At 70.2% G+C, this 26,165-nt stretch carries 28 protein-coding genes and 2 pseudogenes; 22 read left to right on the top strand and 8 right to left on the bottom strand.

Annotated features, from left to right (window positions below; translation table 11 throughout):
• Positions 1-205: 205 nt before the first annotated feature.
• The 9 genes and pseudogenes from QZ607_RS23010 to QZ607_RS22970 all read left to right on the top strand — a co-directional run bounded on the left by QZ607_RS23010 (position 206) and on the right by QZ607_RS22970 (position 4,163).
• On the top strand, positions 206-658 hold the full coding sequence (locus QZ607_RS23010) for a hypothetical protein (protein WP_295887814.1): 453 nt from the start codon (positions 206-208) through the stop codon (positions 656-658).
• Positions 655-972, top strand: a complete 318-nt coding sequence (locus tag QZ607_RS23005; protein ID WP_295887809.1) for a UPF0175 family protein — start codon at positions 655-657, stop codon at positions 970-972. The genes QZ607_RS23010 and QZ607_RS23005 overlap by 4 nt, the downstream gene beginning before the upstream one ends.
• Before the next feature lie 11 nt (positions 973-983).
• Positions 984-1,337: a nucleotidyltransferase domain-containing protein gene (locus QZ607_RS23000; RefSeq protein ID WP_295887806.1), complete on the top strand. Its 354-nt coding sequence runs from the start codon at positions 984-986 to the stop codon at positions 1,335-1,337.
• Between the two features lie 26 nt (positions 1,338-1,363).
• A complete protein-coding gene (locus tag QZ607_RS22995; protein ID WP_295887804.1) occupies positions 1,364-1,741 on the top strand; it encodes a HEPN domain-containing protein in 378 nt (125 codons plus the stop codon).
• Positions 1,742-1,886: 145 nt separating this feature from the next.
• Positions 1,887-2,264: pseudogene (locus QZ607_RS22990) on the top strand (hypothetical protein); the annotation flags it as partial.
• Between the two features lie 178 nt (positions 2,265-2,442).
• The gene (locus QZ607_RS22985; RefSeq protein ID WP_295887801.1) at positions 2,443-2,676 is read left to right on the top strand and encodes a hypothetical protein; all 234 of its coding nucleotides are present in this window, start codon (positions 2,443-2,445) and stop codon (positions 2,674-2,676) included.
• Complete coding sequence (locus QZ607_RS22980) at positions 2,669-3,073, top strand: PIN domain-containing protein (protein ID WP_295887798.1); 405 nt, start codon at positions 2,669-2,671, stop codon at positions 3,071-3,073. Before QZ607_RS22985 ends, QZ607_RS22980 begins: the two co-directional genes overlap by 8 nt.
• A 152-nt stretch (positions 3,074-3,225) precedes the next feature.
• On the top strand, positions 3,226-3,639 hold the full coding sequence (locus QZ607_RS22975; RefSeq protein WP_295887794.1) for a transposase: 414 nt from the start codon (positions 3,226-3,228) through the stop codon (positions 3,637-3,639).
• A 176-nt stretch (positions 3,640-3,815) separates the two neighbouring features.
• Positions 3,816-4,163, top strand: coding sequence for a hypothetical protein (locus QZ607_RS22970; RefSeq protein ID WP_295887791.1), 348 nt, complete (start codon positions 3,816-3,818; stop codon positions 4,161-4,163).
• 247 nt (positions 4,164-4,410) lie between these two features.
• Here QZ607_RS22970 and QZ607_RS22965 read toward each other — a convergent pair whose 3' ends face one another.
• Positions 4,411-5,346: an aminoglycoside phosphotransferase family protein gene (locus QZ607_RS22965; protein WP_295887788.1), complete on the bottom strand. Its 936-nt coding sequence runs from the start codon at positions 5,344-5,346 to the stop codon at positions 4,411-4,413.
• A 184-nt stretch (positions 5,347-5,530) separates the two neighbouring features.
• Here QZ607_RS22965 and QZ607_RS22960 point away from each other — a divergent pair, with 184 nt between their 5' ends.
• Genes QZ607_RS22960 through QZ607_RS22910 form a run of 11 tightly spaced genes read left to right on the top strand, consistent with a single transcriptional unit; the run spans position 5,531 to position 17,127 of the window.
• On the top strand, positions 5,531-7,537 hold the full coding sequence (locus QZ607_RS22960) for an ABC transporter ATP-binding protein (RefSeq protein ID WP_295887786.1): 2,007 nt from the start codon (positions 5,531-5,533) through the stop codon (positions 7,535-7,537).
• On the top strand, positions 7,537-8,778 hold the full coding sequence (locus QZ607_RS22955; RefSeq protein WP_295887785.1) for a hypothetical protein: 1,242 nt from the start codon (positions 7,537-7,539) through the stop codon (positions 8,776-8,778). The genes QZ607_RS22960 and QZ607_RS22955 overlap by 1 nt, the downstream gene beginning before the upstream one ends.
• Positions 8,771-9,865: a nucleotidyltransferase family protein gene (locus tag QZ607_RS22950; protein WP_295887783.1), complete on the top strand. Its 1,095-nt coding sequence runs from the start codon at positions 8,771-8,773 to the stop codon at positions 9,863-9,865. Before QZ607_RS22955 ends, QZ607_RS22950 begins: the two co-directional genes overlap by 8 nt.
• Before the next feature lie 25 nt (positions 9,866-9,890).
• Positions 9,891-10,214 carry a hypothetical protein gene (locus QZ607_RS22945; RefSeq protein WP_295887780.1) on the top strand — a complete coding sequence of 108 codons (324 nt, stop codon included), beginning with the start codon at positions 9,891-9,893 and terminating at the stop codon, positions 10,212-10,214.
• A 14-nt stretch (positions 10,215-10,228) separates the two neighbouring features.
• Positions 10,229-10,951, top strand: coding sequence for a glycosyltransferase (locus tag QZ607_RS22940; protein WP_295887777.1), 723 nt, complete (start codon positions 10,229-10,231; stop codon positions 10,949-10,951).
• Complete coding sequence (locus QZ607_RS22935; protein ID WP_295887775.1) at positions 10,948-11,856, top strand: glycosyltransferase family 92 protein; 909 nt, start codon at positions 10,948-10,950, stop codon at positions 11,854-11,856. The genes QZ607_RS22940 and QZ607_RS22935 overlap by 4 nt, the downstream gene beginning before the upstream one ends.
• Positions 11,853-12,848 carry a glycosyltransferase gene (locus QZ607_RS22930; protein WP_295887774.1) on the top strand — a complete coding sequence of 332 codons (996 nt, stop codon included), beginning with the start codon at positions 11,853-11,855 and terminating at the stop codon, positions 12,846-12,848. The genes QZ607_RS22935 and QZ607_RS22930 overlap by 4 nt, the downstream gene beginning before the upstream one ends.
• 16 nt (positions 12,849-12,864) lie before the next feature.
• Positions 12,865-14,166 carry a glycosyltransferase gene (locus tag QZ607_RS22925; RefSeq protein WP_295887771.1) on the top strand — a complete coding sequence of 434 codons (1,302 nt, stop codon included), beginning with the start codon at positions 12,865-12,867 and terminating at the stop codon, positions 14,164-14,166.
• Positions 14,163-15,146: a hypothetical protein gene (locus QZ607_RS22920; protein ID WP_295887769.1), complete on the top strand. Its 984-nt coding sequence runs from the start codon at positions 14,163-14,165 to the stop codon at positions 15,144-15,146. The genes QZ607_RS22925 and QZ607_RS22920 overlap by 4 nt, the downstream gene beginning before the upstream one ends.
• Positions 15,143-16,288: a Gfo/Idh/MocA family oxidoreductase gene (locus QZ607_RS22915; RefSeq protein ID WP_295887766.1), complete on the top strand. Its 1,146-nt coding sequence runs from the start codon at positions 15,143-15,145 to the stop codon at positions 16,286-16,288. The genes QZ607_RS22920 and QZ607_RS22915 overlap by 4 nt, the downstream gene beginning before the upstream one ends.
• On the top strand, positions 16,285-17,127 hold the full coding sequence (locus QZ607_RS22910; protein ID WP_295887763.1) for a hypothetical protein: 843 nt from the start codon (positions 16,285-16,287) through the stop codon (positions 17,125-17,127). The genes QZ607_RS22915 and QZ607_RS22910 overlap by 4 nt, the downstream gene beginning before the upstream one ends.
• A gap of 414 nt (positions 17,128-17,541) precedes the next feature.
• Here the strand turns inward: QZ607_RS22910 and QZ607_RS22905 are convergent, their stop codons facing one another.
• The 7 genes and pseudogenes from QZ607_RS22905 to QZ607_RS22875 form a co-directional block, all read right to left on the bottom strand.
• A complete protein-coding gene (locus QZ607_RS22905) occupies positions 17,542-18,777 on the bottom strand; it encodes an aromatic ring-hydroxylating dioxygenase subunit alpha (RefSeq protein ID WP_295887762.1) in 1,236 nt (411 codons plus the stop codon).
• A 4-nt stretch (positions 18,778-18,781) separates the two neighbouring features.
• Positions 18,782-19,225: a putative toxin-antitoxin system toxin component, PIN family gene (locus QZ607_RS22900; RefSeq protein WP_295887760.1), complete on the bottom strand. Its 444-nt coding sequence runs from the start codon at positions 19,223-19,225 to the stop codon at positions 18,782-18,784.
• Positions 19,222-19,458 carry a ribbon-helix-helix protein, CopG family gene (locus tag QZ607_RS22895; protein ID WP_295887758.1) on the bottom strand — a complete coding sequence of 79 codons (237 nt, stop codon included), beginning with the start codon at positions 19,456-19,458 and terminating at the stop codon, positions 19,222-19,224. The genes QZ607_RS22900 and QZ607_RS22895 overlap by 4 nt, the downstream gene beginning before the upstream one ends.
• Positions 19,459-19,952: 494 nt before the next feature.
• Positions 19,953-20,171 carry a hypothetical protein gene (locus tag QZ607_RS22890; RefSeq protein ID WP_295887755.1) on the bottom strand — a complete coding sequence of 73 codons (219 nt, stop codon included), beginning with the start codon at positions 20,169-20,171 and terminating at the stop codon, positions 19,953-19,955.
• A gap of 31 nt (positions 20,172-20,202) precedes the next feature.
• A pseudogene (locus tag QZ607_RS22885) lies at positions 20,203-20,500 on the bottom strand (Rieske 2Fe-2S domain-containing protein).
• 50 nt (positions 20,501-20,550) lie between these two features.
• On the bottom strand, positions 20,551-22,464 hold the full coding sequence (locus QZ607_RS22880; protein WP_295887749.1) for an aldehyde dehydrogenase family protein: 1,914 nt from the start codon (positions 22,462-22,464) through the stop codon (positions 20,551-20,553).
• Entirely contained in the window at positions 22,457-23,683 is a 1,227-nt protein-coding gene (locus QZ607_RS22875) for an isocitrate/isopropylmalate family dehydrogenase (RefSeq protein ID WP_295887747.1), read from the bottom strand. The genes QZ607_RS22880 and QZ607_RS22875 overlap by 8 nt, the downstream gene beginning before the upstream one ends.
• Before the next feature lie 192 nt (positions 23,684-23,875).
• On the opposite strand from QZ607_RS22875, the gene QZ607_RS22870 reads away from it, so the two are divergent.
• A complete protein-coding gene (locus QZ607_RS22870) occupies positions 23,876-24,724 on the top strand; it encodes a glycosyltransferase (RefSeq protein ID WP_295887745.1) in 849 nt (282 codons plus the stop codon).
• Complete coding sequence (locus QZ607_RS22865) at positions 24,717-25,664, top strand: glycosyltransferase (RefSeq protein ID WP_295887743.1); 948 nt, start codon at positions 24,717-24,719, stop codon at positions 25,662-25,664. Before QZ607_RS22870 ends, QZ607_RS22865 begins: the two co-directional genes overlap by 8 nt.
• The last annotated feature ends 501 nt before the right edge of the window (positions 25,665-26,165 follow it).

The raw sequence follows: 26,165 nt of genomic DNA, 5'->3' as shown, positions 1-26,165 counted from the left end.
TGGAGATCTCGCCGCATCTTCGCCCCTTATTCAGCGCGGACGCTTGATGGGGGTTCCGCGATCAACGGAACGAAAACCAGCGGAAGGCCATGTCTGATGTCTTGTCAGGTGCCTCGTTCGGCGCACCATTGCGACGACCGCGTTCGGCTCCGCTATCATCAGACCGAACAAGCCCCCGGCGAGCGCCAGACCACGGGAGCCGCAGATGACGACCATCACCATCAACCTGCCCGACGCCCTCGCCGAACGCGTCGGCGGCGCGGCGCGTGCGGTGCACCGGCCGGTCGAAGAAGTGCTGACCGCGATGCTCGACGGCGTGGTGCCGTCGCTGGACGATGTGCCCGAGGACATGCGCACTGAGCTTGTCGAGATGACCTGGTGGGACGATGCTCGGCTCATGGAAGCCGCGGACGCCAGGATGTCCGAGGAGGACCAGGCGCGCATGGTCGAGCTGAGCACCGACGGACCGTCCTCGCCGGCGGCGCAGCAAGAGCTGGAAGCCTTGCGGACGGATTACGGACGGATCACGCTGCGCAGGTTGCGGGCAACAGCGCTGCTCAGTCTCCGCAGCGGCAAGCCGGTTCTGGATGTCGCCATTGCTGATGGACCACCCACGCCGGGCTGTGACACCGGCCCCGTTGGAGCAGCGTTGTCATGATTCAAATCACGGTCGACATCCCCGAGGGCTCGCTCGCATCGCTGCATAAAGACCCTGCGTCCTTCGCACGTGAGGTGCGCAGCGCCGCGGCCGTTCAGTTGTATGCGAAAAGGGAGCTGAGCCAGGAGCGCGCCGCGGAGCTTGCGGGCCTGTCGCGGCTGGCCTTCGTCGATGCCTTGGGTCGTTACGGGGTGAGTCCTTTCCAGGTGACCGCCGCCGAGTTGATCGAAGAGTCCATGGCTCGTGGCCCATCGGCCAGATCATCGACCTCGGACCGTCGGAAAATGGCTCGTCGTCCGCCGCCCTGGACCTGATAAAGCCCGCCATGACTCTCGAAGCCAACGCGGACCTTGACGCCGCGACCACAGCCGCGTTGCGCATTTTCGCGGAGAGGATCGGGGCCAGGTACGACGTGGCGGAACTGATGCTCTTCGGCAGTCGCGCACGGGGTGATCACGCGCGGCATAGCGACGCCGATGTCGCCGTGCTGCTCCGCGGAAGCCACCAGCGCCTGCTGCCAACCAAGCTGGCCATGGCAGACGATGCCTTCGACGTCTTGCTTGAGACCGGCGTTCGCATCCAACCGCTTCCCATCTGGGAAGACGAGTGGGCGAACCCGGACCAATACGCCAATCCCGCACTGCTGAAGAACATCGCCCGCGAGGGCCTGCGGCTGTGACCCAGCCACAGCACGCGACAGAGCTGATGCAGAAGGCCGCTCGGGCGTTGGCGTCGGCGCGGCTGCTGCTCGATGCCGGGGATACGCACGGCGCCTGCAACCGCGCCTACTACGCCATGTTCGATGCAGCGCGTGCCGCGCTCGCGAGCGAGGCCGAGCCCGAGGCCACGCGGACCGACAACCGGCTCATCGCGGCCTTTGGTCTCCGGCTGATCAAGACCGGGCGCTTGCCGAAGGAGCTCGGCCGGATGCTCAATCGTGCAGAACAAGTGCGGCTGCTCGCCGAGTATACGGGCGGCGCGGTTGAGCCGCAGGATGCCAGTGAGTTGCTGTCGCAGGCAGGAGCCTTTGTCCGTGCGGTGCGCGACTACCTTGAGGGGACCGCTGCTGATCCGCATGCTTGACGCAACAGGTTATGTGGAGTCCAGTCTGCCTCTGATGTGCGCCGTTGCTTGAGTCGTGACGTTACATAGCTATCATTATACGCAAACGGATATTTGGGTCCGGTGAAAGCCGCGGGTATCACCGGATCGGTTAAGCTTGGTGCACATGCGCCACGACCAGAACTTCAAGAACCTGATCCTGGACTATCCCTTCGCGGCGCTCGCCTTCTTCGCCAACGACGAAGCCGCTGACGGGCTCCAGGGCGCCAAGGTTCTGCCCGTACACCAGGAACAGATCAAGGAACGCCTCGGCGACCGGTTTCGCGAGCTGGATGTGCCTTTGCTGGTCGAGTGGCCCGACGGGCGCCGCGAGGCCCTGCTGTTCGACGTCGAGGAAGAGAGCGATCCGCAGCGGTTCTCGCTGCATCGGCTGGCGCATTACTGTCTCGACCTCAGCGACGTGTTGAAGACCGACCGCGTCGTTCCGGTCGTGATCTTCCTGCGCGGCGGGCCGCGTCGACGCGAGCTGGTGCTCGGGGGTGATCGCCACACCTTCCTCGGCTGCGGCGTCGTTGGAGACATCGTCAAACGGATCCGGCACGACCCGACGCTGGAAACTGCACGCAGCTGGACCAGCCTAGGAGCCAGCAGCAGCTAGAGCGGCCTGAGGGATCGCCCCTCAAACGTCGAGATACTCTCTAAAGAACAGGTTACCCAGAACGATGAAAGCCATCGAATTTCAGGCCGTCGCCCACGACGGCGTTCTCGACATCCCGCAGGAGCATCGCCGCGTCTTGGACGGCAAGAAGGTGCGCGTCGTCCTGGTCGATGTAGAGCCGCAGGGCAGCGATGCCAACGAGACGGTCTTATCGCGGCTGCGGAAGGTGAAGACCCAAGGGCCAGCGGACCTCTCGACCAATCACGACGCCTACATCGTCGGCGAAAGGGATGCCTGAGTCCGTCTTCGTTGACACCGGCTACATCCTCGCCCTGGTCAACGAGAATGATCAGCATCACGCCCAAGCGGTCGCACTCTCGGAGCAGTTCGACGGGCACCCCATCGTCGTCACCGACGCCGTGCTGCTGGAGATCGGCAACGCCCTGTCGAGGATGGATCGCGATGCTGCTGTACAGATCATCGAGGATCTGCGCGAATCGCCGGGCGTGACTGTTGTGAGCTTGACGCCCGATTTGTTCGAGTCGGCGTTCGAGCTGTACCGGCGCCACACCGACAAGCAATGGGGCTTGGTCGACTGCGTCTCGTTCGTCGTCATGCGCAACCAGAGATTGACGACCGCTCTCGCTTTCGACCAACACTTCGTCCAGGCTGGATTCGTCGCGCCACGTGCCTGACAGGGTCGTTCGGGGCGAAGTGTAAGAATTTACACGTATCCCGAGCCTACCCCTTCCTGTCGTTTCGGTTTCTGTCCTGCGACCTCGCGACGCTGCCGCACCAGCGGTTTCGAGAGAGCGACAACATCGTTGCCCGGATCAACCTGCCGAACATGCTGGTCGCCCGGGAAGACAGGGTCGAAGCCTATGCGTCGGCGCTGCGGGGGCTGGTGGGTCTTGAGCGCGACCCGGAAAAGCAACTGAAATATTTCGACTTTATCGACATCTACGCGGATCTGGACGACAATGAACGGGCCAGATACGAGCGCGAGTATCCTGAAGAGGCCGAGATCATGGGCACGTTTTCCGAACGCTACATCCAGCAAGGCATGGAACGCGGCGAGCAACTCGGCGTCCGCAAGGGCGAGGCCAGAGTCCTGCTGACCCAGCTTCAGCTCAAGTTTGGCGACGTCCCGGAGTCGGTGCGCACCGCCATCGACGAGGCCGACGCGGACACCCTGCTTCGCTGGTCTACGCAGGTTCTCGCCGCAACCACCCTCGACGAGGTTCTTGCCAGCAACGGCTAGAACCTCTGCAATCCCCTCCTCCCGACCGATCCCGGCTCCGCGCGTTGCCGATGCGACGCGGTCCTGCTTCACTACCGCCATCTTATGTAAAGCGGCTTGAGCGCTAACCCCCTGCCCTTGCGGATTTTTCTTGCTTTACAGAGCAATGATTATACGCACAAGACGACATTTGGATAGTGGTGCGCAACCTGGCCAAACCTGCTGTGCTGATGCACCAAGGCGCGTACCCTACCGCAGCGGTGGCCGTGTCCGGCGCCGGCAGTCTGCCGATTCGCAGCCATGACCACAGCCTCGGACTTCCGCTACGCCCCTGCTTTTTGTTGCTGCCCCCCCGACGAGGCCGCGCCTGTGTTTCCGACGCCGATTTGATCCGCGGGGAGATCAGCATTGATCCGAATGCCTTCGCTCGCATGCCGCTGCTGATCATCGACGGCAAGCTCGTCTCCTGGGAGGCGCTTGGCCGCATGGTCTCGCCGTACGAAGGGTTTCGCTTCAAGCTCGAGATCTTCGATAGCATCGGGTAGCGCCAACGCGACCCGCACAGCGATATTGTCACGACCGACCGGCTCCTGGCCCGCGAAGGTCCACTGATCGTCCCAGAGCGGACGCCCGCCGTTCACCGCACAAATGTCGGCTGACGACCCATAAGGGAAATTGCTTCCCGTAGCAACAATGGCCGGAACGCGATTGCTAGCGGACGCGAAGTGGAGCACCGCGCCGAGCATCAACGCTTTCAACATGCGCCCATCGGTCTGTGCGGTCCCGCCCGGCTCATCGCATCGGCGCAGATGGACGCGAGGCCACTGAAGTTGGCCCGGCCGGCTGTCGGCGCAGCTGAGCGAGTAATTCGTTGGCTGGCAGTCGGCGACTCGCTCTAAACTCGGCTGCGCCCGCAAGGGTCCATATCGACCAGAAACGCGCGTGAGCCTGGTAGGGTTTGTCGGATCGATGCCGACGGTAGCCATCGAGGAACGCCTCGCGATCACCGATCGACATTTGCCAGCGCAGGAAGCATCGCGCCAAATCCGCATCCAAGGCGCCGACGCGCATGTCTTCGTTGTCGATCGCCCACAACGCGTCCTGACCGGTGACGATTAAGTTCTCCGCGCAGAAGTCGTGGTGAATCAGCCCGCGCTCGAGCCGTTGCGGCCACTGCTCCGCGGCCCTTTCCAGCAGCGCGCGGGTCTGCGCGCGCGAGAGTAGGCCCAGACTCGCGAGGGTGCCGAGGTGCCGCTCCAGCTGACGCATTGCACGCTCCGGCAGCGGCGTGTGCCCCGTTGCCAGCCTGGCTGGCAGCGCCAGGCAATGCAGGCGGCCCAGCATGTCGCCGGCCTCCGCCAGCCGTGCCGATGTCGTTTGCGCCGGGGTCAATGGCTCGCCCGGTATCCAGGGCTCGAGCAGCGCGGCGCCCCGGTGAGCCAGTCCGCGGCTGAAGGACAGGTCCCCGAGCAGGGGCCAGATGCGGGTGAGTGCCTCGCAGCGCTGGACCGACTCCAGCCGCCTGCCCTTAAGCTCCCGCCCGTCCCTCAGTGCTATCCTGAAGGCGGCCCGTGCCGACGCGGGCGAGACCAGCCGGCCGATGGGCGCGACCGCCCGCACGGGGCTGCCGAGCGACGCCACCAGGACCGTGAGCTCCGGGCCGAGCAGCCGCGCCCAGTGGTCCGGCCGCGGCGGGCCGGGAACGCTGGATGTAGTTGGAGGATGCATGGCGTTGGAGCATCGCAGTGCGTTGATGGGGCCGCAAGCCCGTGCCGCGGTCGGCCAACCTTCGGCTTTCGGCCTGCGCGCTGCGTTGGGCGTCCGCGGTCAGGTGACCGTGCGTGCAACATCTTATCCCCGGCGCTGTCCGCATGGCGCCTGACCCTGGTTGACCTCTGGAGCGCACATAGCCTTGACGCAACGCCCAAACGGCTCCGAGCAGCGCCTGTCGGCCGGTCTTTGGGCGCTCGGCGTCGCCTGGCCGGCCAGCCGTGCCGGGCTGCTCGGGGTGATTGTCTGCACCCTGGTGCGCGGCCTGGTTCCGGCCGGGTTCGCGCTCGCAATCCGCGGTCTGATCAATGCCGCGACGGCCGCCGCCGGGCGGCCCGACGCCGACTTCGCACCGCTGCTGACCTGGCTGCTGGCGGCCCTCGCCGTGACCCTGCTGGACGCCGCCGCCACGCTGCTGCAGCAGTTCTTCGCCGAGCGGCTGCGCGGCGATCTGAGCCTCAGCCTCAACAGCCGCGTGCTGCGCCACGCGAGCGCGCTCGATCTCCCCTACTTCGAGCACGCCGGCCACCGCGAGATCATCGAGCACATCCAGCGCGACCCGGGCAGCAAGCTGCACCAGTTCCTGATGGAGTCGCAGAAGGCGGCCTTGTCCGGTTTCCAGGTCCTGTCGTTGCTGCTGCTGCTGGTGTGGCTGGAGCCGCTGATCCTGCCCGTCGCGGCCCTGCTGGCGGTGCCCTTCCTGCTGTTTCAGTGGCGGCTTGCCCGCACCCGCTTCCAGGTGGAGCAGCAGCGCACCGTCAAGCGCCGCTGGACGCGCTGGTTCCTGCAGCGGCTGACGGCCCCGGAGACCATCGGCGAGGTCAAGCTGCTCGGCATCGGCGGCCTGCTCACGGCGCGCTTCGCGGCCACGCTGCGCGACCAGGACCGGCGGCTGCAGCTGCGCCAGTTCGCCGGCAGCGGGCTGTTCGTGCTGCTGGCGACGCTGGCCTTCTTCGGCCTATTCGCGCGCATCGCCCACCAGGTCCTCGCGGGGGCGCTGACCGTCGGTGATTTGGCCATCTTCGGCGGCGCGGTGGTGCGCCTGCGCACCGCGCTGGACAGCGGCATCCGCGCGGCGGCGGCGGCCTACGAGCAGGGGCTGTTCATGGACATGCTGCGCGAGTTCCTGCGGGCGCGACCGCTGGTGCGGGATCGGGATGCGGCGGTGCGGGTTGGCGGGGGGCGTCGGGGGGGTGAGATGGGTGGCGATCTCGATCGCGGTTTTGATTTCGATGCCGATTTCGATATCGATAGCAATACCGATTCCGAGACCCAGGGGGATGGGGAGGCGCCGATCGGGAGTGAGATCGTGGTCGCCGGTGTGGGCTTTGGGTATCCGGGCGGTGGGGGGAGGGTGCTGCACGACATCTCCTTCGAGGTCGCGGCCGGCGAGACGGTGGCCATCGTCGGCGAGAACGGCAGCGGCAAGTCGACGCTGGCAAAGCTCCTGGTGCGCCTCTACGACCCGGATGCCGGCGTGATCCGCCTCGACGGCCGGCCGTTGGCGGATTGGCCGCTGCGCGCGCTGCACCGCGATGTCAGCCTCATGGGCCAGGGCTACGGGCGCTATGAGGCGAGCATGGCGGAGAACATTGCCTACGGCGACTGGGGCCGCCTGCGCGATGACCGCGCCGCCGTCGAGCGCCTAGCGGAGCTCACCGGTGTCGCGCACATCGCCAACGCCCTGCCGGCGGGGCTCGATACCCCGCTCGGGCGCGAGTTCGGCGCCCACGACCTCTCCGGAGGGCAATGGCAGCGCCTCGCCATCACCCGCGCGCTGGCGCGCCCGGCGCGGCTGTTGATCCTGGACGAGCCCACGTCCAACATCGACGCCCGCGCCGAGCACGACCTCTTCGCCGCCATCGCCGAGGCCGCCCGCGGGCGCACCACCATCCTCATCTCCCACCGCTTCTCCACCCTCCGCATGGCCGACCGCATCCTGGTGCTGCACCACGGGCGGCTCGTGGAGCAGGGGACGCACGCGGGGCTGCTCGCCGCCGGCGGCCACTACGCGACGCTGTACCGGCTGCACGAGCACTACCGCCTGAGCACCGCGCAAGTGGCGCCGGACCCGCAAGACCAGCCGGCGTCCGCCGACGCTGGGCCGGCACCCGGCGCCACGCCGCCCGCAGCCGGAGTCGATCCCTGATGTTGGCGCGGACCTTCCACTATGCCGCGCTGTCCCTAAGCGCCGAGGCGGCGGACGCGGCGGCGCTGGACTGGCTGGGTGAGTTTCTCGCCCCGGCCTATACAGCGGCCGCCGCGCACGATGTCGCCGCCGCCTGGACCGTGCGGCTCGCGGTGGACCCGCCCGACTATGCCCGCTGCACGGCGCGGCGGCGCGGCGGCGAGGCCGTCGCATTCCTGCTCGACAGCGGCCCGGCGCGGCTGCCGCTGCACGACGCCGACGGCCCCGGACTGTTGGCCCATGACGCGGAGCTCGGCGTCTGCTATCGGCTGGAGGCCGCGGGCGCGGGCGCGGGCGGACAGGTGCTGGTGCTCGCCGGCAGCGACCGGGCGCGGGTGCGCTCGGCGCTGATGCGCCCGCTGCGCGAGCTGGGCATGGACGCCGCCCGGCAGCGGGGCGGCCTGCTGCTGCACGCGGCGGCCTGTGCGCTGCACGGGCGCGCCGTGCTCATCGCCGGCCCCAAGCAGGCCGGCAAGACCAGTCTGCTGACCTACCTGCTCAGCGTCGGCCGCCAGGCGGGCGAAGGCCCAGGCGACGGAGCGGGCGCCGCGCTCCTCGGCAACGACCGCGTGCTGATCGAGGCGACCGGCGCCGGCCCCCGCGCGTACGGCGTGCCCACCGTGGTCTCGATCCGCCGCGGCACCTTGGCGCTGTTTCCGGCGCTCTGGCAACAGGTCCAGCAGGCGCGCTTCCGGCTGCACGCCACGCTGGCGGAGTGCGCCGATGCCACCGCGCCGCCGGCCCGGCTCTGGCCCGACGGCCGGCTCGGCCTCACCGCGGCGCAGTATTGCGCGGCCTGCAGCTGCGGCGCTGCGGCCTTCGCCTCCGCCGCCCTGCTGCTGTTCCCGCGCCGCACCGGCGCCCCCGGCGGATTGCGGCTACAACGGCTGGGCCGGGCCGAGAGCCTGCGGCGCATCGGCGCCTGCCGCCTCGGCGCGACGACCGCCGAGGTCGCTGCTGGCCCGGCTGACAGGCCAGACAAGGGTGTGGGCGATGGGTTGGGCGATAGGCCGGAAGCGGGCATCCGCTCGGCGTTGTTCCAGGCCCTGGAACCGGGCGCCCCGGCGCCGGCACCCGCCGCCGCCGCGCGGGCGCTCTCGTCGCTGCCGGCCTATGATTGCGCGCTCGGCAACGACGCCTTCGCCGACGCGGGCGCGGCCGAGTCGTTGCTGCGTCTGCTGGAGGGCGAAGCCAATGGTTGAGACAACGCGCGATGCCGTCGCGCTGCTGCGGCACCTGCGCCGTATCGATGGCGCCGGCGCCGCGTCGCCGGACCCGGCGGTCGTGGCGCTGCTCGCACGCCTCCAGACCAGGCCGGACGCCTGGCTCAACTGGCTGGAGCACCAGGAGCTGGCCGGCTACTGCGGCGCGCTGCTCGCGGACACGGGCCTGGACGAGGCGCTGTTGCCCGCCGCACGCGAGCGGCTGACCCATGCCCGGCGTCGCCAGTCCCGGCGCAACCGCCGGCTGCTGGAGCTGCTGCGGGCGCTGAAGGCCGGGCTGGAGGAGGCCGGCGTGCCCTTCCTGCTGATCAAGGGCTTCGTCGTCTCGGTGCGCTTCGCCGGCGGCCTGGACCGGCGGCTGATGTGGGACCAGGACGTCATAGTGCGCCCGCGCGACCTGGGCGCCGTGATGGCCGCGGGCGAAACCCTGGGGCTGCGTGCCCGCGCCGGCGCCGGCCTCGACCCGGCGCGGTTGACGCGGGTGCTGCACGCCATCGAGCTCTTGGACGCCAAGCGCAAGCTCGACATCCACTGGGTGTTCCGCAACCGCCGCGGCATGCGCCTGGGCTACGACGATCTGGCCCCGGCCGCGCAGCCGCTGGAGCTCGGCGGCACGCCGGTGCAGGCGATCTCGGACCTGGACCTGCTCGTCGTCTCCGCCCTCAGCCTGCTGAACGACATGGAGCGCAGCAGCGTGCGCCTGCGCAAGGTGTGGGATGTCTACCTGATGGTGACGCAACTGGACGCCGACACCGACTGGGCGGGCTGGCTGCAACGCCCGGACGTGCGGCCCCTGCGCCGCCCGCTGCTCAACGTCATCGCCTTCGCGCTGGCGCTGGTGGCAGACGGGGACGACTGCCTGCGCCTGCGCGCGCGGCTGGCCGAGCATCGGCACCTGCTGCGCATCGCCGAGCCCGAGACCGCCCGCCGCATCGCCCGCCGCCCGCGCCAGAGCCTGGTCAACCGCTGGCTCATGTCCCGCGTGCAGCCGGTGCCGGCGGCGCAGTGGTGGGCCTGGTGGCTCGGCACCCTGCCGGTGCGGGTCTGGCACGGGCGCAAGCTGTGAGCGCGAACCCAAGACGCGCAACAAGATGAACAACGAACGCTATAGCACGGCTGCGGCGCTCGCGCCGGCCCCGGGGACGAGCCCAATTCGCGTCTCGATGATCATCGAGTGGAAAAACCAGGACCTCGCCGCTGACGAGCGCGCCGACGCCATGCTCGCGGCACTGGCACGGCAGTGGCCGGTGTCGGCCGGGGCGGGCACCGCCGGACATCCGCAGCTTGCGGCGGCGGCGCTGTCGCCCGCGCTGGAGATCCTGTTCGTCTACGACGGCGCGGCGGCCAAGCGCAACCTGGGGGGCAGCTCGCCGGGCGTTTCGCTGCCCCGGCGGGTGTCTTGGCACCGCGGCTGATCGAAGGTGCGGGCTTGAGCTACTACGACATGAAGCATCTGGGTGCCGAGCAGGCCTCCGGCGACATCCTGATCTTCCTCGACAGCGACGTGGTGCCGGAGCCGGGCTGGCTCGCGGCGATGCTGGATGCGGTCCTCGCCCCCGGGGTGCCGATCGTCTGCGGCAACACCTACGTCGACCCGGTGGGCCTGCTGGGCAAGGCCTTCGCGCTGGCCTGGTTCTTCCCGCTGCGCGCCACCGAGCCCGGGCTGACGGACCAGGAGAAGTGCTATTCCAACAACCTGGCGATCCGCGCCGAGCTGTATCGCGAGCATCCCTTCGTCGAGGTCCCGGGCACGACGCGTACCGCCATGCCGCAGCTGCGCGAGCGCTTGGCCGCCCGCGGCATCGCGATGCACAAGTGCCGGCACGCCCAGGTGACGCATCCGCACCCTCGGGGTCTTGCGCATTTCCTCAAGCGCGCCTTGGTGCACGGCCGCGACATCTATCTCAAGACCAACCACGACGCCGGCCGCGACCTGGCCCGGCGGCGCCTTGGCGACACCCTGGCCGAGGTCGGGCGGCGGTATGCTGCTGGCATGGGCCGCGCGCTGCGGCAGCATCGCCGCGTCGATCTCACCCCGGCCGGGGTGCCGGCGGTGCTCGCCATCATGAGCCTCTACTATCTCGTATTCGCCGCCGGCAGCCTGGCCACCCATCTGGCCCCAGGCCCGATGAGCCGGGGGCTGCGGATATGACCGCCGTCGGTCCCGATCGGGGTCGTCTGGCCGTTTGCGCCCTGTTCCGCAACGAGGCGCGCTATCTGGACGAATGGGTGCGCTTTCATCACGCCATGGGCGTCGCGCATTGCTTCCTCTACGACAACCAGAGCGACGACGCGCCGGCGCCCGTGCTGGCGCCGCATATCGACGCGGGCCTGGTCACGCTGATCCCCTGGCCGACGCCGTTTCATCAGGGCGCCCAGAAACAGGCCTATGCCGATGGCCTGGAACGGACCCGCGGGCGCTTTCGCTGGGTCGCCTTCATCGACCTGGACGAGTTCCTGTTCTCGCCCACCGGCCGTTCACTGCCGGATGTGCTACGCGACTTCGCGCCCCATCCGGCAGTCGTGGTGCATTGGCAGTGCTATGGCTCCGGCGGCCACGAACTCGCCGGGGACGGGCCGGTCACCGCGCGCTTCACGCACCGTGCGCCGACGCGCTGGGTGCGCAACCGCAAGGTCAAGTCCATTGTCGATCCGGCGCGGGCTGTAGAGGCCCGTTCGGTGCACCATTTCGACCTTCTCGACGCTCGGCAGGCCGTGGACGAGACCGGCCGGCCGGTGGCCTTTCGGCCGAAGTCCCCGTTCAAGCGCCCGCTCAAGCGCTGGTACGGCCGGCTGTGGGGGCGGTTCGGATGGCTGCTCAAGCGCCTGCCCATCGACCCCTACACCGGCACCGACATCGCCCGGCCGGGCGTGAAGGCCGCGCTGCTGCGGATCAATCACTACCCGATCAAGTCCCGCGAGGAGTTTCTGATGAAGGCTCAACTCAAAAAGGAGCAGAGACGCTACGAGCACGTGGATTACTTCGCCTTCCACGACCGCAACGAGGTCCACGACCCCATCCTGGCCAATTGGCAGCGCGGGGCCTGGCGGCCATGAGCAGGCCATCTGCGGGGCCGCTGCCACTGCGGCTGTCCATCGTCATCGAATGGAAGAACCAGGCCTTCGCCGCCGACGCCCGTGCCGCGGCGATGCTCGAGCGGTTGGCCGAGCAGTGGCCGCCGATCGCCCGTGCCGGCGCCGTGGCCGGGGTGCCGTTCGACCCCTGCTGCGAGCTGCTGCCGGTGGTGGACTGCGCTGCGGCCCGCTCGCATCTGCACGCGCTCATCGGCAGCCGCTTCGACGGGGACCCCGGCCGGTTCTCGGTGCGGATCCTCGACGGCGAGGGGCTGGCCTACTACCAGCTCAAGCACCGCGGCGCGCTGGCCTCCCGCGGCGATTTGCTGATCTTCCTCGACAGCGATGTGATCCCCGACGCCGGCTGGCTCGAGGCCCTGCTCGGCGCCGCGGTGCAGCCCGGCATCGCGATGGTCTGCGGGGACACCTACATCCAGCCCGACGGGCTGATGGGCCGGACCTTCTCGGCGATCTGGTTCTCGCTGCCGGGCTCCCGCCGCGGCGGTCTGGAGCGCGACGTGAAGTGCGCGGCCAACAATCTGGCCTGTCGCGCCGACTTCTATCGCGACCATCCCTTCATCGATGTGCCGGGGGCGAACCGCGGCGTACTGCCGGAGATGCGCCGGGGGCTGGCGGCGGCGGGCATCCTGATGTACCGATGCCCAAGCGCGCGCGTGTCCCACCCGACCCCGAACGGCCTCGGCCATTTCTTGACCCATGCCCTCGGGCGCGGCCGCAACCTCTACTTTCGCGCCCGCCAGGATGACGACCCCACCGGCCTGCCGGTGCGGGTCTGGCGGAAGCTCAGCGCCGCCGCCGGCCGGCTGCTGCGGAACCGCCGCGCGGCCGGCCTGCGCGCGTGGGAGCTGCCCGCCGCCCTGGCGCTGGTGCTGAGCTATTACGCGCTGCTCGGGTTGGGCACGCTGCTGACCTGGCTGGCGCCGGCGGCGATGCGGGTGCGCTTTCAGTATTGAGCTTGGCAGCGTCCCGATGATCGCAATCGACGCCGCCCCCCGGCCGCTTCCATTGCAGATCGGCTATGTGCTGCGGCGCTTCCCCACGCGCTCGCGGACCTTCGTCACGAACGAGATCCTCGCTTTGGAGCGCCGTGGCCATCGCATCACGGTGCTGGCGCTCAATACCCGCCCCGAGGACCTCGCGCTCGCCATCCCCGGCGCGGCGGGTCGGCCGGTCCGCCGCCTGAGCCAGGGGGCGAGCCGGCGCTGGCCTGCCGCGCTCCTGTGGCTGTTGAGGGCGCATCCGCTACGGCTGGCCCGGACCCTGGTATGGGTGCTGTCGAGGCCGCGCCGATACCTGTGGCGGGTCTTCACCAGGGCGGTACTCGTCGCCCGTCAGGCCGAGCGCGACGGCCTCGGGCACCTGCACGCCCACCTGCTCATGGGGACCGATGTCGCCTGGATGACGCATCGGCTGACCGGCATCGGCTTCAGCTTCACGGCGCATTCGGCCAACATCTTCGTGCCGAAGAAGACCGTGCTGCTCGGGCCGGAGCTCTGCGATGCCTGCTTCGCCGTCACCGTCTGCGAGTCCAACCGGCGCCTGATGGCCACGTATGCCCCCGCCGCGTTCAAGAAGATCCAGGTCATCCGGCCGTTCCTGCGTCGCGCGCTGCTGGCCGACCCGCCAATCGGCCGCACGGGTGAAGGCAACTGCCCGCTGCAACTGGTCTCGGTCAGCCGGCTGGTTGCCAAGAAGGGCGTTGAGGTGCTGATCCGCGCCGTGAAACGCCTGTCGGATCGCGGTATTGCCGTGCAGACCACCATCGTCGGCGACGGCGAGGAGCGGGCGCGCCTCACCGCCTTGATCGAGTCCCTGGGGATGGCCGGTCAGGTCTCGCTGCCGGGCGCGACCGACGCGGCCGGCGTCCAGGCCCTGCTGGCCGCGGCCGATTGCTTCGTGCTTGCCTCGGTGCGCGCCGACAACGGCGACTCGGATGCAACGCCGACGGTGCTCGGCGAGGCCATGGCGATGCGGCTTCCGGTGGTCTCGACCCAGATCGGCGGCATCCCCGAGAGCGTCCCCGAGGGCGCCGGCGTGCTCGTGCCGCCCGACGACCCGCAGGCGCTCGCCGACGCCATCGCTGCGGTCGCCGCGCTGTCCCCCGAGGAGCGCAGACGCATGGGCGCCCGCGGGCGAGCCTTCGTCGAGGCGCATTGGCATCCGGACAAGGACGCCGAGCGCCTGGACGCCCTGTTCGAGCACGCGATGCGTGGCCGATCCACGGACAACCCGCGGCCGGGCCGGCTCCTCACGACGCGCGCGAGCCCATGAGCAGCACCCCGGGCGATGCGGCGAACACCGCCGAGCGTAGCGCGGATGCCGCGCGGCTCTGGGTCATCACCTGCTACTTCAACCCCGCCGGCTGGCAGCGGCGGCTGTGGACCTATCGACAGTTTCGCGCCGCCCTCGGCGTGCCGCTGCTGGCGGTGGAACTGGGCCGTGAGGGCCGGCTGGACCTGACCCCCGCGGACGCCGAGCGCCTGATCCAGATCCCGGAGGGCGCCGTGCTGTGGCAGAAGGAGCGCCTGCTGAATCTCGCCCTGGGCGCACTGCCCGCCGACTGCGAGGCGGTCGCCTGGCTGGACTGCGATGTCCTGTTCGAGCGCGCCGACTGGCCGCGGTTGACCCTGGATGCCTTGCAAACGCAGCCGATCGTGCAGCTCTTCCGCCAGGTCCATTACCTGGTTCCGGACTGGCAGCCCGGGCTGACGCTGGCGGAGTCCATCGAGCGCAGCCGCCCCGCCATCGCCGCTGGCGTCGCCGCTGGCCTGCCGGTGCGCGACTGCCTGGTGCACCCCTCGCCGGACCAGCGCCCCGGCACCTATGCCAACGGCATGGCCTGGGCCGCCCGGCGCGACTTGCTGGACCGCCATGGCTTGTACGACGCCAGCATCATCGGCGGCGGCGACCGCGCCATCAGCTGCGCCGCCTGGGGCTGCTTCGACCACGTCTTCGACTGGCACCAGCTCAACGCCCGCCAGCGCGAGCATTATCTGCGCTGGGCCGAGCCCTTCCATGCGGATTGCCGCGGCCGGGTCGGCGTCATCGACGGCGACATTCATCACCTCTGGCACGGCAAGGCCGCCAACCGCGGGCTCGGCTCCCGCCATGGCGGTCTCGCCCGGCATGACTTCGACCCTGCCGCCGACATCGCGCTGGACGTGCACGGCTGCTGGCGCTGGGCCAGCGACAAGCCGGCGCTGCACGCCTATCTGCGGGACTACTTCGGCTCGCGCAGGGAGGACGGATGACAGAGGCAACCCTTCGCATCGGCATCGCCGGGCTAGGCGGCGCCGGCGGCAAGGTGCTGCCACTGCTGGCCGGCGACGCGCTGGACGGGCTGGTCCTGGGTGCCGCGGCCGATTTGCGGCCCGAGGCGCGAGATGCCTTCGAGCAAACCTACGGGCGCCCCGCCTACGCCAGCGTGGAGGCACTGTGCCGGGCTCCGGATCTCGACCTGATCTACGTCGCCACGCCGAGCCCGCTGCACTGCGCCAACACCCTCACGGCCCTGGCCGCAGGCAAGCATGTGCTCTGCGAGAAGCCGCTGGCGACCAGCCTGGACGACTGCGACCGCATGATCGCCGCCGCCCGCGCCGCCGGACTGCTGCTGGTACAGGGCCACTCCAAGGTCTTCGATGCGCCGGTCCACGCCATGCGGGCGCTGATCGCGAGCGGCCGGCTCGGGCGGGTGTTCCAGGTGGACTGCTGGAACTGCAACGACTGGATGCGCCGCCCGCGGCTGCCGGCGGAGCTCGACACCGAGGCCGGCGGTGGCGTCGTGCTGCGCCAGGCGCCGCAGCTCGTGGACCTGGTGCGCGTCCTCATCGGTCGCGCGCCGCGAACGGTACGTGCCGTCACCGGCCGCCACGCCCCGGGGCTCGACACGGAGGGCAACTTCGCCGCCCTGATCGGCTTCGACGGCGGCGCGGCGGCGACCATCGCCTTCAACGGCTACGGCCACCTGAGCCTTGGCCCGCTCCTGGCGCCGGGGGCTGCCGCCAGCGTGCGGGCGACACGCACCGGGCCGGTGGGCGCCGCCGAGAAGTATGCCGGCGGGCTCGCGGCTGCGGCCGGCCCGCGCCGGGCACCCACCAACGAGCTGGCGCTGGTCAGCGGCGAGCAGGGGGTGCTGGTGGCCGCACCGACGGGCCTCACGCTGCACGCCAACGGCGTAGCCGAGCCGCTGTCGGTGCCGGACACCGCGGGCCGGGCAGCGGGGTTCATCGAACTGCGCGACGCATTGCGCGAGGGGCGCCCCGGCTTCCCGGACGGTTCCTGGGCCCGGACCACGCTAGAGGTCTGCTTGGCCATCCTGGAGTCCGCCCGGCTTGGCGCCGAGGTGCCCGTCCGATCCGCCCAACCCGCAATCCCCGAGGAGCACAGGCCATGACCGCATCCGGCCCCCGCGACCGCCGCGCGCACGCCCGCCTGGTCCGCGTCGCCGCCACCGATGAGGACCGCGCCCGGCTCGGCGGCCTGGAGCGCTTCTGCCTCTTCGTCGGCCAGTCGCGCAGCGGCCACAGCGTCATTGGCACGCTGCTCAACGCCCATCCCAACGCCGTGATCGCCCATGGGCTCGACGTGCTGGACTTCGTGCGCCACGGCGTCGGCCGCGAGGAACTGCTGCTCTTGATCCTGCACCGCGACCGCTGGTTAGGCGAGCGCTCGCGCCATATCGGCGGCTACAGCTACGACATCCCGGGCCTCTCGCTCGGCGACCAGTCAGCCATCCGCGTCATCGGCGACAAGCGTGCCGGATCCAGCAGCCGCTTCTTGGCCGCGGAGCCGGACCTGCTGCATCGCTTGCACGCCGAGCTGGGCCTGCCGCTGGTGCTGATCCACCACGTGCGCAACCCCTGGGACAACATCAGCTCCATCTGGTCGCGCAAGACCATGGATACCGAGCGCACCCTGCCCGAGACCATCGAGCACTACTTCCAGATGCTCTCGGGCGCCGTCGCCGGCATCGCGGCGGCCCCCGCCGGCACCCGTTTGATGCGCACCTTCCATGAGGAGCTGATCGCCGACCCGCGCGCCGTGCTGTGCGCCCTCTGCGACCTGCTGGGCCTGGCCGTGGACGAGGCCTATCTGGACGCCTGCGCCGACTTCGTCCACCCGAGCCCGCGCCGCACCCGCGTCGATGCCCCCTGGACCCCGGCCCTCATCGAGGGGGTCGCCGAGCGCGCCAGCCGCTTCGACTTCCTGGGTGGGTATCGCTTCGAGAATTGATCCCGTCCCAGGCCCGCACCGATCAGGCGCCTGCCCTCGGCGAGGAGATAGGCGGAGATGTCCAGGCCCCAGTAGGCCCCCGGGCCAAGCAGCCGGATCAGGTGCTGGCCAACCCTCAGGGTGCCGCAGCCGTAGTCGATACAGACCATCCCCTCGGTCAGCCCAAACCCCTGGAGTCTGGCCAGCACGTCGAGGCCCGCCTCGGAGAAGGTGCCCGACCGCAGCCGTGGGCCCAGGGTCGAGTGCACGGCACCCGAGCGCAGCTGCGCCTCCACGTCGCGACGGTAGAACTCGGCAAAAGAGGACGCCTGCGCCCCGCCGGGGTCGGATTGGGGCGCATCCGTCTCTTGGATGAAGGGTGCGTTGGCGGGTGCCGCGCGACGGGCATGGGTGTCCCCTTGGTTGGCCGCGGGATCAGGCACCCTCGAGGAGGGCGGTGATCTCATGGAGGATCGGGCTGTAGCGCACATGGCTCATGCCCACCGCCTCGCGCAGGAAGGACTTGCCGCCGCCGAGCTTGTTGCGCTCCTGGGGCAGCTCGATGATGCGGTTGGACTCGGGGTCACGGACCACGCCGAGGGGGTCCTCGCCGGCCTCGCTGCGCCGCATCTCATCGAGCAGCATGCGCCGGTACAGGGCGATCCCGGCGTCCGAGGCCACCAGTTGCTCGCGGGTGCGGTCGGCGATGGGGCCCTGGGTGACCCAGGCCATGATGTCGCCGCCGTCGACGAAGTCGGTGATGAAGTCGCCGTGCTCGTCCTGCCAGGGGATGTCGTAGACGGGGATGCGCCGCTGCGCCGGCGGCGGCTGGCCCGGCTTGGGGCGGTAGCAGGCGTACCAGAAGTGCAGGGTGTGGGTGTCGTCCACCGGCACGCGGATCTGGAGGCGATGCTGCTGGCCGGCGCCGACGCGCACCATTAGCGGGAACAACAGCGGGTGGCCGATGTGCCAGTCGTCATCCGCCTCGCTGCCGCCCTCGAGCACCCGGCGCTTGATGATGCCGTAGGGGAAGGTATCGAAGCCGATGCGCACCTGGTGCCTGCGGTAGTGGGTCGGGGCCGGCAGTCCCTTGCGCCCGCGCACCCAGGCCAGGTGGCGCCCGTGCAGCCACTCCACGTGGGTGGGGTCCACCGAGTTCTCCATGATCTGGAGCCAGTTGCACGGGATCAGGGCGCGGCCGATGTCGCGCAGGCCGTCGGGCCAGACCAGCAGGTCCCAGCGTGGCAGGAGCGGCACCGGCTCCGGCCCGAGGTAGGCGAAGATCAGGCCGCCGAGCTCCTCCGCCCGGTAGGCGGTGGCGCGACAGCGCGCGAGCAGGGCGGGCTTCTGCTCCGATTCGGCGGGCATCGCCAGACAACGGCCGTCGGCGGCGAAGGTCCAGCCGTGGTAGGGGCAGAGGATGGTCTCGCCGTCCACCTCCCCGTAGGCCAGGGAGGCGCGCCGATGGGGACAGGATTCCTCGAGCAGGCCGAGGCGTCCGGAGGCGGTGCGAAAGAGCGCCAGGTCCTCACCCAGGAGACGCACCTTGCGGGCCTCGCCTGGTGCCAGCTCGGCGCTGCCGGCCACGGGATGCCAGTAGCGCCGCAGCAGCGCGCCCATGCCGGTGCCCGGGCCGATGCGGGTGAGCAGGTCCTGGGTGTCCTGGTTCATGATCTCACTCGGCGGCCGGGCGCCCGCCGGAGATGCGCTCGACGTAGGTTCGGGGGGAGATGACCGAGGCCCGCCCCGGCGGCTGTTCGATGAGCAGACGATCGCCCGTGATGAGGATGCTGCCGGCGTGGCCTTCCAGGAGTTGCCAGAGGTGCGTGTCGCCCGGGTCGGGCGCAGGACTCGCCGGTCCGGGATCCCGCCAGATCGCGTTGGCGACCAGGTCGGTGAGGAGGGCATCGACCTCGGGCTCGGTCAGACCATGCAGTCTGCTGAGTTTCGGCCGGAGCAGGACCGCTCGGTACTCATCGAGCAAGGCCGGGGACAATAGGTAGACGATCGCACCCGACAGCATGTCATCGAGGATCCGCGCCACCGGGCTGCAAGCGTCCCCGGTGATCAGACCCGCGGCGAGGACGTTCGTATCGACGACGAAGACCCGCGGGCTCATTGTCCGCGCGCGGCACGCGTCTCTGCCACCGCGAGCGACAAGGCCGCATCGGCGTCGAGACCGGCGCGGGCGCGCGCCTGGTCCACCAGGGACCGGGCAGTCGCCTGATCCCGAATGCCCCGCAGACGCAGACTCTCCTCGATGATCGATGCGATGGAGCGCCTCTGCCGCGCCGCGGTCTCCTTCAGGGCGCGGTGCAGGTCGTCGTTCAGGGAGATGGTGAGGCGGCTCATGGTCCAGCTCCAATGGCGAGGTGGCGTGTCACATTAGCACCAAGTCACCATCGCCGGCCAGCATCGGGCTTCGCTCAGCATCGGGAGTGCTTCCTTCCGCGTAACGCGCTGGATCTGGGTGCGGGCAAGCGCGGACTGATCCGACGAGGCGGCGGTGAAGGCCCGACTGCGGCCGCCGTTGTCGGCTAGAACACGCTGTGGGACCGCGTCTTCGACATCCCCTGCCATCGGTTGCGTCATCGGCTCTGGGAAGTTGCGGGCCGCATGCCATGCGGTGGTGGCGGGCGCGGTGCGCGCCGGCCGGAACGGTTCCCGACGGATCTGTGGTGGCGCTGGTGGACGACCACCGCTGTTTCGCGCCCGATCTCGTCGCTCGGCTGGCCGCGACGGGGCGTATGGGGTTATCTGCGAGACCTTGGCGTGGTCGAGAAGGCTCAACCCGCGTCCGCTGTCGGGAATTACTGATGGGGATGTTGGCGACCTGGCGTGGCCCCTCAGCGCCGGCCAAGGCGGTCGATGCGCAGCTTTGGGGCGAAGGCATATAAGTCGACGATCCGCACCGTCGGTGTCTTGTCGCGACGTGATCCGGTTTCCACGATACCGAGTGTCTCCAGCAGCGTCAGTGCCACCGCCGGCTCGGGCTCACCAGCCTGCTTGAGTGCCTCCAAGGACTCCGGCCGGTCCAGGTACGACTTGAACCCTTCGATGCGCAAGACGCGCTCGCGCTGATCGGTGTGGCTTCCGTCAACAATTCATCCAGCCGCCCCCGGGAAACATCCGGCATGGCAGCACGTAACTACGGCCGTCGGCGGCGAAGGTCCAGCCGTGGTAGGGGCAGAGGATGGTCTCGCCGTCCACCTCCCCGGTAGGCCAGGGAGGCGCGCCGATGGGGACAGGATTCCTCGAGCAGGCCGAGGCGTCCGGAGGCGGTGCGAAAGAGCGCCAGGTCCTCACCCAGGAGACGCACCTTGCGGGCCTCGCCTGGTGCCAGCTCGGCGCTGCCGGCCACGGGATGCCAGTAGCGCCGCAGCAGCGCGCCCATGCCGGTGCCCGGGCCGATGCGGGTGAGCAGGTCTTGGGTGTCTTGATTCATCAGTAGACGGTCTGCGGGCGGGCATAGAAGTCGCGGTCCCAGCGGCCATGCTCCGGCGGGCCGATGGCGGACGCCTTCCAGCCGCAGAACGGGGCCTCGGCGCTGATGGCGAGCGCCCCGGGGCCGAGCTTGAGCAGGCCGGCTTGGGCTTGCTCGGCGACGCGGGACAGCGCCGCCCGGTCATGGCCGTAGACGGCGGCCAGGAGCCCCTGCGGCACGCCGTTGGCCAGCGCAATCGCCTCGTCGAGGTCGGCGGCCGGTAGGATCAGGGCCAGCGGGCCGAAGGTCTCCTCCTGAGCGATGACGCTGTCGGGGGCGACGTTGCCGAGCAGGGTCGGGGCCAGCCAGCGCCCGGCATAAGAACCTGATTCGCCAGCCGCCGGCAGCGCGGCCTGGGCCAGCACCCGGGCGCCATCGGCCAGCGCCTGGTCCAGGCTGGCCTGGACCCGAGCGCGGTGCCCCGGCGCGACCAGCGGGCCGACCAGGGTGGCCGGGTCCAGCGGGTCGCCCACCGGCAGCGCGCGGACGGTGGCGGTGAAGGCCGCGGTGAAGCGCTCGAGGACGCCGCGCTGGACGATGAGCCGGCGCAGGGCCGTGCAACGCTGCCCGGCGAAGCCGAAGACGCCGCGGGCGAGCACGGCCAGATCGGCCGCGTCGAAGGCCCAGTCATCCAGGATGATGGCGGCGTTGTTGCCGCCGAGCTCCGCCTGCAAAGGGATCTGGCGCGCCGCGCACAGCGCCGCGATGGCCTGGCCGGTGGCACTCGATCCGGTCACCGAGACGGCGTCGATGCGCGGGTCGGCGACGATGGCGCGCACCGCGTCGGCGTCACCGGCGACCGGGCTCACCAGCCCGGCCGGCAGCCCGGCCGCCTGGAGCGCGCGCAGCAGCCGTGCCGAGCACTCGGGGGCCAGCGGCGACGGCTTCCAGACGCAGCCGTTGCCGCAGGCGAGCGCCGGGGCAAGCTTGCCGGCGGCGATGGCGAGCGGGTTGTTCCAGGGCGTGATCAGCGCGACGGTGCCGAGCGGGCGATAACGGATGCGCGCCCCGTCGACTGTCGTCTCGGCCAGTCCGTCGCGGGCGAGCCGCGCAGCGACGCGGATGTGGGCCAGGGCGCGGCGGAACTCATCCTCGGCCTCGGCAATGGGCTTGGCGATCTCGCGGGCGAGCAGGCGGGCCAGGTCCGCTCGCTCCCGCTCCAGGGCGTCGGCCCAGCGCACCAAGAGCGCGGCCCGCTGCGCCGCGGCGGTACCGGCCCAGTCCCGCGCGGCCGCGGCGGCTGCCGCGCAGCTCGCCGCGATGGTCTCAGACGCCCGCATCGGCGCGGCCGCGGTGCCCGCCGCGCCGGCTGCCGCCGCCAACAGCTCCGCAACCGGCTGGAAGCGGGCCGCCCGTTCGGCCAGCCAGGCCCGGCTCAGCTCGGCATGGACGGGCTCGGTGGAGCCCACCGCGTCGTCGGCGACAATGACCTCGAAGCCGCGCTCGTAGGCGTCGAGCACGGTGGCCCGGATGCAGCCGTGGGTGTAGAGCCCGGCGACGATAAGGGAACGGACCCGCAGCCCCCGCAGCCGCGCGTCGAGCTCGGCACAGCCGAAGGCGCTGAAGAAGCGCTTGTGCAGCACCGGCTCGCCGGGGCGCTCCGCCAGCGCGGCGGGCGGCGCATAGCCGCGGCTGCCTGCCACGCAGGCGCGGATACCGCGGCGTTGCCAGTGGGGCATGCGGTCGCTGCCGTCGGTGGCGATGCGGGTGCGCACGTGGAGCACGGGCCAGCCGCGGGCGCGGGCGCCGTCGAGGAGCGCGGTCAGGCGGCCGATGAGATCGACCGCGGGGGGCGAGAGCGGGGGACGGTCGAAGAAGTCCTGCTGCACGTCCACCAGCAGCAGGGCGACGCGGCCCGAGGCGGCTTCAGCCACCGCCGAGCCGGGCGCAGGCGGCGGCGCCGATCAGCGCCCCCAGCTCGCGAGTACCGACCTGACGGCAGCCGGGGGCCATGATGTCGGCGGTGCGCCAGCCGGCGGCGAGCACGTCCTCGACCGCCCGGTCGATGGCGTCGGCGATGGGGTCGAGGTCGAAGTGCTCGCGCAGCATGAAGACCAGGCTGTAAATCTGGCCGATGGGGTTGGCGCGGTCCTGCCCCGCCAGATCATGCGCGGCGCCGTGGCCGGTCTGGTAAACGCCGATGCCGTCCGCGGAGAAGTTGGCGGAGAAGGACATGCCGCGGGAGCCGAGCAGAACCGAGGCGCCGTCCGCCAGCACGTCGCCGAACATGTTGGAGGCCACCACCACGTCGAAGGCCCGGGCATCGGCAATCATCTGATAGCAGGCGTTGTCCACCTCCAGCAGCTGCAGCTCCAGTGCGCGCCCGGCACAGACCTGCTCCGCCGTCTCCCGCCACAGGGCGCTGATGGTCAGCACGCCGCCCGGTTTGTGCACCACGCAGAGCCGGCCGCGGCGCAGCGCCGCGAGCCTGGCCGCCACCTCCAGTATGGCCGCCACATGCGCCGCGTCGTAGTCGAAGCAATGGCGGGCGCGGCGGCGGCCGTCCTGCTCCGCGTGCTCGCCGAGCCCCTGGTAGAGGCCACCCATGTTCTCGCGCACCACCAGGATGTCCACGCCGTCCAAGGCCTCGGGCCGTAGCGGGCCGATGTCGCGCAGGGCCGCGGTGGGCCGCAGCGGCACCAGCTTGCAGAACAGGCCCAGCACGCGGCGCAGTTCGTACACGAATCGCCCGCCGCCAGGGCCGCAGAGCACCGCGCCGCGGCGGGCGTGGATGTCGTGGCAGAACTGCTCAAGCTCGGGCGTGACCCAGTGCCCGGTGGCGCGGTAAGCCGGATTGCCGATGGCCGGTCCGGTCTCGAAGCTGAAGCGCCGGCCGCAGCGCTCGCCCACCTGCTCCAGGATGTCGCGGCAGACGGCGAGCAGCTCCGGGCCGATGCCCTCGCCGCCGAGCAGGCCGATCACGGCGGTCTCGGCGGGCGCGCGGCCGATGGCGGCCCAGTCCGCGAAGGCGCGGTTGCAGTGGCTCGGCAGCCCCGCGACGGGTGGCGGCGACAGCGCCCCGGCCGGCAGTGAGGGGGACGGGCCCGCTGCCTGGAGGCTCGGTGACTGGATCGTCGGATCAAGCGCGGACATGCGTCGGTATGGACTCGGTTCCGGGCGCACGTTCCGGGCGCCGTTGTGATCAGGGTATGCGCCAGCACAGGGTTGGCGGATCATACCAAAACATGAGAGGTTTTCCGCTTGCCGCAGGGCCGCCGCGCCCCGTCGGCAGAAGGCCGCGCACCATTGCATGCGCGACAGATGCGACAGGAGCCGCTGGCGTTAATGTCCACCACCGAGCCGCTGCCGACCACCGCCTTGTCCGCCGCCGCCCGGGCGGTGACGGCGATGATCCGCATCCGCAACGAGGCCGAGTTCCTAGACGCCGCGGTGCGCTCCGTCGTCGATCTCGTCGAGCGCGTGGTGCTTGTGGACAACCTGAGCACCGATGCCACGCCCCGTATCATCGCGCGCCTGCTGGCCGAGCATCCGGACAGGATCGAGACCCATCGCTACCCCCACGCCGTGACCCGGGTCGGCGCCGAGCACCGGGCGCTCGCCGCGGCAGACCCAGGCTCGCCGCGGCTCCTGTCCAACTATTACAACTGGTGCCTTGGCCACTGCCGCACGCCCTGGGTGCTGAAATGGGACGGGGACATGATCGCGCTGCCGGCCCTGGCCGAGGCGATGGCCGCGTGGCGCGCCGGCGGCCGACCGATCTTGGTGATGCAGGGGGCCAACGTCCACCCGGACCGGCGTCACCTGATCCGCGCCCGGGTCGAGGACAAGGCGGTGCTCGCCGCGCAACTGGACACGCCCGGGCTGCCGGCCTGGGCGGTGAGGCTCACTTACGATCACCCGGAGCCGCGGCTCTTCCCGCGGGCCGGCGCCGCGTACGAATCCGGGCTCGGCTGGGTCGAGCGCCTGGCGAGCCCGTACATGGACAAGGCGCGCCGGGATGACTTCCGCTTGATCGCCGCGGGGCCCTGCTTCCTGCACATGAAGTTCTGCAAGGCGGACCCCTGGGCGGGCTACAACCCGGACCTGGCCCGGGTCATCGCCGGCAATGTGGCGCTCGGGCCGGCGCTGCCCGCCGACTGGCGCCGGGTGCTGGAGCGCTTCGGCCATGGCTGAGCGCGGCACCACCGACGCCGCGGCCATCAGCGTCGTCATCCCTACCCGCAACCGCGCCTCGCGGCTGCGCGAGGCTATCGCCAGCGTGCGGCGGCAGACCCTTGCGCCGCTCGAGATCATCGTTGTCGACGACGCCTCCAGCGACGACACGCCGGCGCTGTTGCAGGCGCTGGCGGCGCCGGATCTCCGGGTCATCCGCAACGGCGCGCGGAGCGGGGCCAGTCGCGCCCGCAACCTCGGCATCGCCGCGGCCCGGGGCGGCCTGCTTGCCTTCCTCGACGACGACGACCGCTGGCGGCCGGAGAAGCTCGCGGTGCAGGCGGCCGAACTGGCGGCCGCGCCGGCGCGGGTCGGCATGGTCTGCTGTGGCTACGACGTGATCGCCGAGCCGAGCGGCCGGCTGTTCAAGACCTGGCATCCACCCGACCGTCCGATGGATCTGGCCTATTTTCTGCGCACCACCGGCTTCATGACCACGGTGCCGTTGCTGCGACGGGTCTGCTTCGAGCAGGTCGGTGGGTTCGACGAACGGCTGGAAGGCGGTCAGGACCTTGACCTTTGGATCCGCATCGCGGAACAGTTCGACGTCATCGCGGTACCGGACGTCCTCGCCGAGCACCGGATCCACGGCCACCAGATCACCACCGACTTGCCAGCCAAGGCCCGGGCCAGCGCCGGCATCCTGCGCAAGCATCGACAACGCCTCGCCGCCAATCCCGACCTACTTCAACGGCATCTGACCAGGGCAGCACTGCTTCATTGTGCAGCCGGACAAGCGGAGGTCGGTCAGGGTTACCTTGTCGAGGCCCTTGCTCTAGCGCCGGACCAGCAGGAACTTCGCGATCACCTCGATCACTCCCGGAATGATCCAGCGGGGCACGCCGTCTGGCTGCGCACGCATGCCTTTCCGAGCGTCGAGGGTATTCGACTGTTCTATTGATCGTCATGGTGTCGCCATGTTGGATCGAGCGCACCTGCTTTGCACCCTCGCCAATGTTCTACCGGGCCAGCGCCAAATCTCGACTCAGTTGAGCTCGATCGAACGCAGGGATCGATTCTGCGGTACGTCCCGAGGAATTCCATCCAGGGCCGCGCACAGCAATCGCCAGAGACCTTATCGGAACCCGGTGGAGCCAGAGATATCGTCCCAGGCGGGGCGGCTGTCGAAGCAGTTGCTCGGCGCCATGAGTCAGAACTGACGGCTCTGGTTGCCGGACTGAGTCTCTCATCGATGGGTGACCAAGATCTGGTTGCAGTGGCCGCTTGCGGCGGGAGTCCGGCCGGTCATTGATTCGGACTTCGTGACCGGAACTGGCCGGTTGCGGTCGCCCCTGACCCGCGAAACGGGCGTCCGCTCAGCTTCATCTAGGAGGCTGTCCGACTTATCGGGCCGCAGGCCGGGTACAATAGGTCCGGGTTCACGCAGACGCGAGTGTGCAGC

Origin of the sequence: uncultured Thiohalocapsa sp. (assembly GCF_913063425.1) — a bacterium.
Lineage (GTDB): Bacteria > Pseudomonadota > Gammaproteobacteria > Chromatiales > Chromatiaceae > Thiohalocapsa.
This window is presented reverse-complemented; position numbering and strand designations above follow the sequence as displayed.

Excerpts from the sequence above, each read along its gene's own strand:
- QZ607_RS23010 (WP_295887814.1), top strand. The coding sequence starts at position 206 with ATGACGACCATCACCATCAACCTGCCCGACGCCCTCGCCGAACGCGTC.
- QZ607_RS23005 (WP_295887809.1), top strand. The coding sequence starts at position 655 with ATGATTCAAATCACGGTCGACATCCCCGAGGGCTCGCTCGCATCGCTG.
- QZ607_RS23000 (WP_295887806.1), top strand. The coding sequence starts at position 984 with ATGACTCTCGAAGCCAACGCGGACCTTGACGCCGCGACCACAGCCGCG.
- QZ607_RS22995 (WP_295887804.1), top strand. The coding sequence starts at position 1,364 with ATGCAGAAGGCCGCTCGGGCGTTGGCGTCGGCGCGGCTGCTGCTCGAT.
- QZ607_RS22985 (WP_295887801.1), top strand. The coding sequence starts at position 2,443 with ATGAAAGCCATCGAATTTCAGGCCGTCGCCCACGACGGCGTTCTCGAC.
- QZ607_RS22980 (WP_295887798.1), top strand. The coding sequence starts at position 2,669 with ATGCCTGAGTCCGTCTTCGTTGACACCGGCTACATCCTCGCCCTGGTC.
- QZ607_RS22975 (WP_295887794.1), top strand. The coding sequence starts at position 3,226 with ATGCTGGTCGCCCGGGAAGACAGGGTCGAAGCCTATGCGTCGGCGCTG.
- QZ607_RS22965 (WP_295887788.1), bottom strand. The coding sequence starts at position 5,346 with ATGCATCCTCCAACTACATCCAGCGTTCCCGGCCCGCCGCGGCCGGAC.
- QZ607_RS22955 (WP_295887785.1), top strand. The coding sequence starts at position 7,537 with ATGTTGGCGCGGACCTTCCACTATGCCGCGCTGTCCCTAAGCGCCGAG.
- QZ607_RS22950 (WP_295887783.1), top strand. The coding sequence starts at position 8,771 with ATGGTTGAGACAACGCGCGATGCCGTCGCGCTGCTGCGGCACCTGCGC.
- QZ607_RS22945 (WP_295887780.1), top strand. The coding sequence starts at position 9,891 with ATGAACAACGAACGCTATAGCACGGCTGCGGCGCTCGCGCCGGCCCCG.
- QZ607_RS22935 (WP_295887775.1), top strand. The coding sequence starts at position 10,948 with ATGACCGCCGTCGGTCCCGATCGGGGTCGTCTGGCCGTTTGCGCCCTG.
- QZ607_RS22930 (WP_295887774.1), top strand. The coding sequence starts at position 11,853 with ATGAGCAGGCCATCTGCGGGGCCGCTGCCACTGCGGCTGTCCATCGTC.
- QZ607_RS22925 (WP_295887771.1), top strand. The coding sequence starts at position 12,865 with ATGATCGCAATCGACGCCGCCCCCCGGCCGCTTCCATTGCAGATCGGC.
- QZ607_RS22920 (WP_295887769.1), top strand. The coding sequence starts at position 14,163 with ATGAGCAGCACCCCGGGCGATGCGGCGAACACCGCCGAGCGTAGCGCG.
- QZ607_RS22915 (WP_295887766.1), top strand. The coding sequence starts at position 15,143 with ATGACAGAGGCAACCCTTCGCATCGGCATCGCCGGGCTAGGCGGCGCC.
- QZ607_RS22910 (WP_295887763.1), top strand. The coding sequence starts at position 16,285 with ATGACCGCATCCGGCCCCCGCGACCGCCGCGCGCACGCCCGCCTGGTC.
- QZ607_RS22905 (WP_295887762.1), bottom strand. The coding sequence starts at position 18,777 with ATGAACCAGGACACCCAGGACCTGCTCACCCGCATCGGCCCGGGCACC.
- QZ607_RS22900 (WP_295887760.1), bottom strand. The coding sequence starts at position 19,225 with ATGAGCCCGCGGGTCTTCGTCGTCGATACGAACGTCCTCGCCGCGGGT.
- QZ607_RS22895 (WP_295887758.1), bottom strand. The coding sequence starts at position 19,458 with ATGAGCCGCCTCACCATCTCCCTGAACGACGACCTGCACCGCGCCCTG.
- QZ607_RS22875 (WP_295887747.1), bottom strand. The coding sequence starts at position 23,683 with ATGTCCGCGCTTGATCCGACGATCCAGTCACCGAGCCTCCAGGCAGCG.
- QZ607_RS22870 (WP_295887745.1), top strand. The coding sequence starts at position 23,876 with ATGTCCACCACCGAGCCGCTGCCGACCACCGCCTTGTCCGCCGCCGCC.
- QZ607_RS22865 (WP_295887743.1), top strand. The coding sequence starts at position 24,717 with ATGGCTGAGCGCGGCACCACCGACGCCGCGGCCATCAGCGTCGTCATC.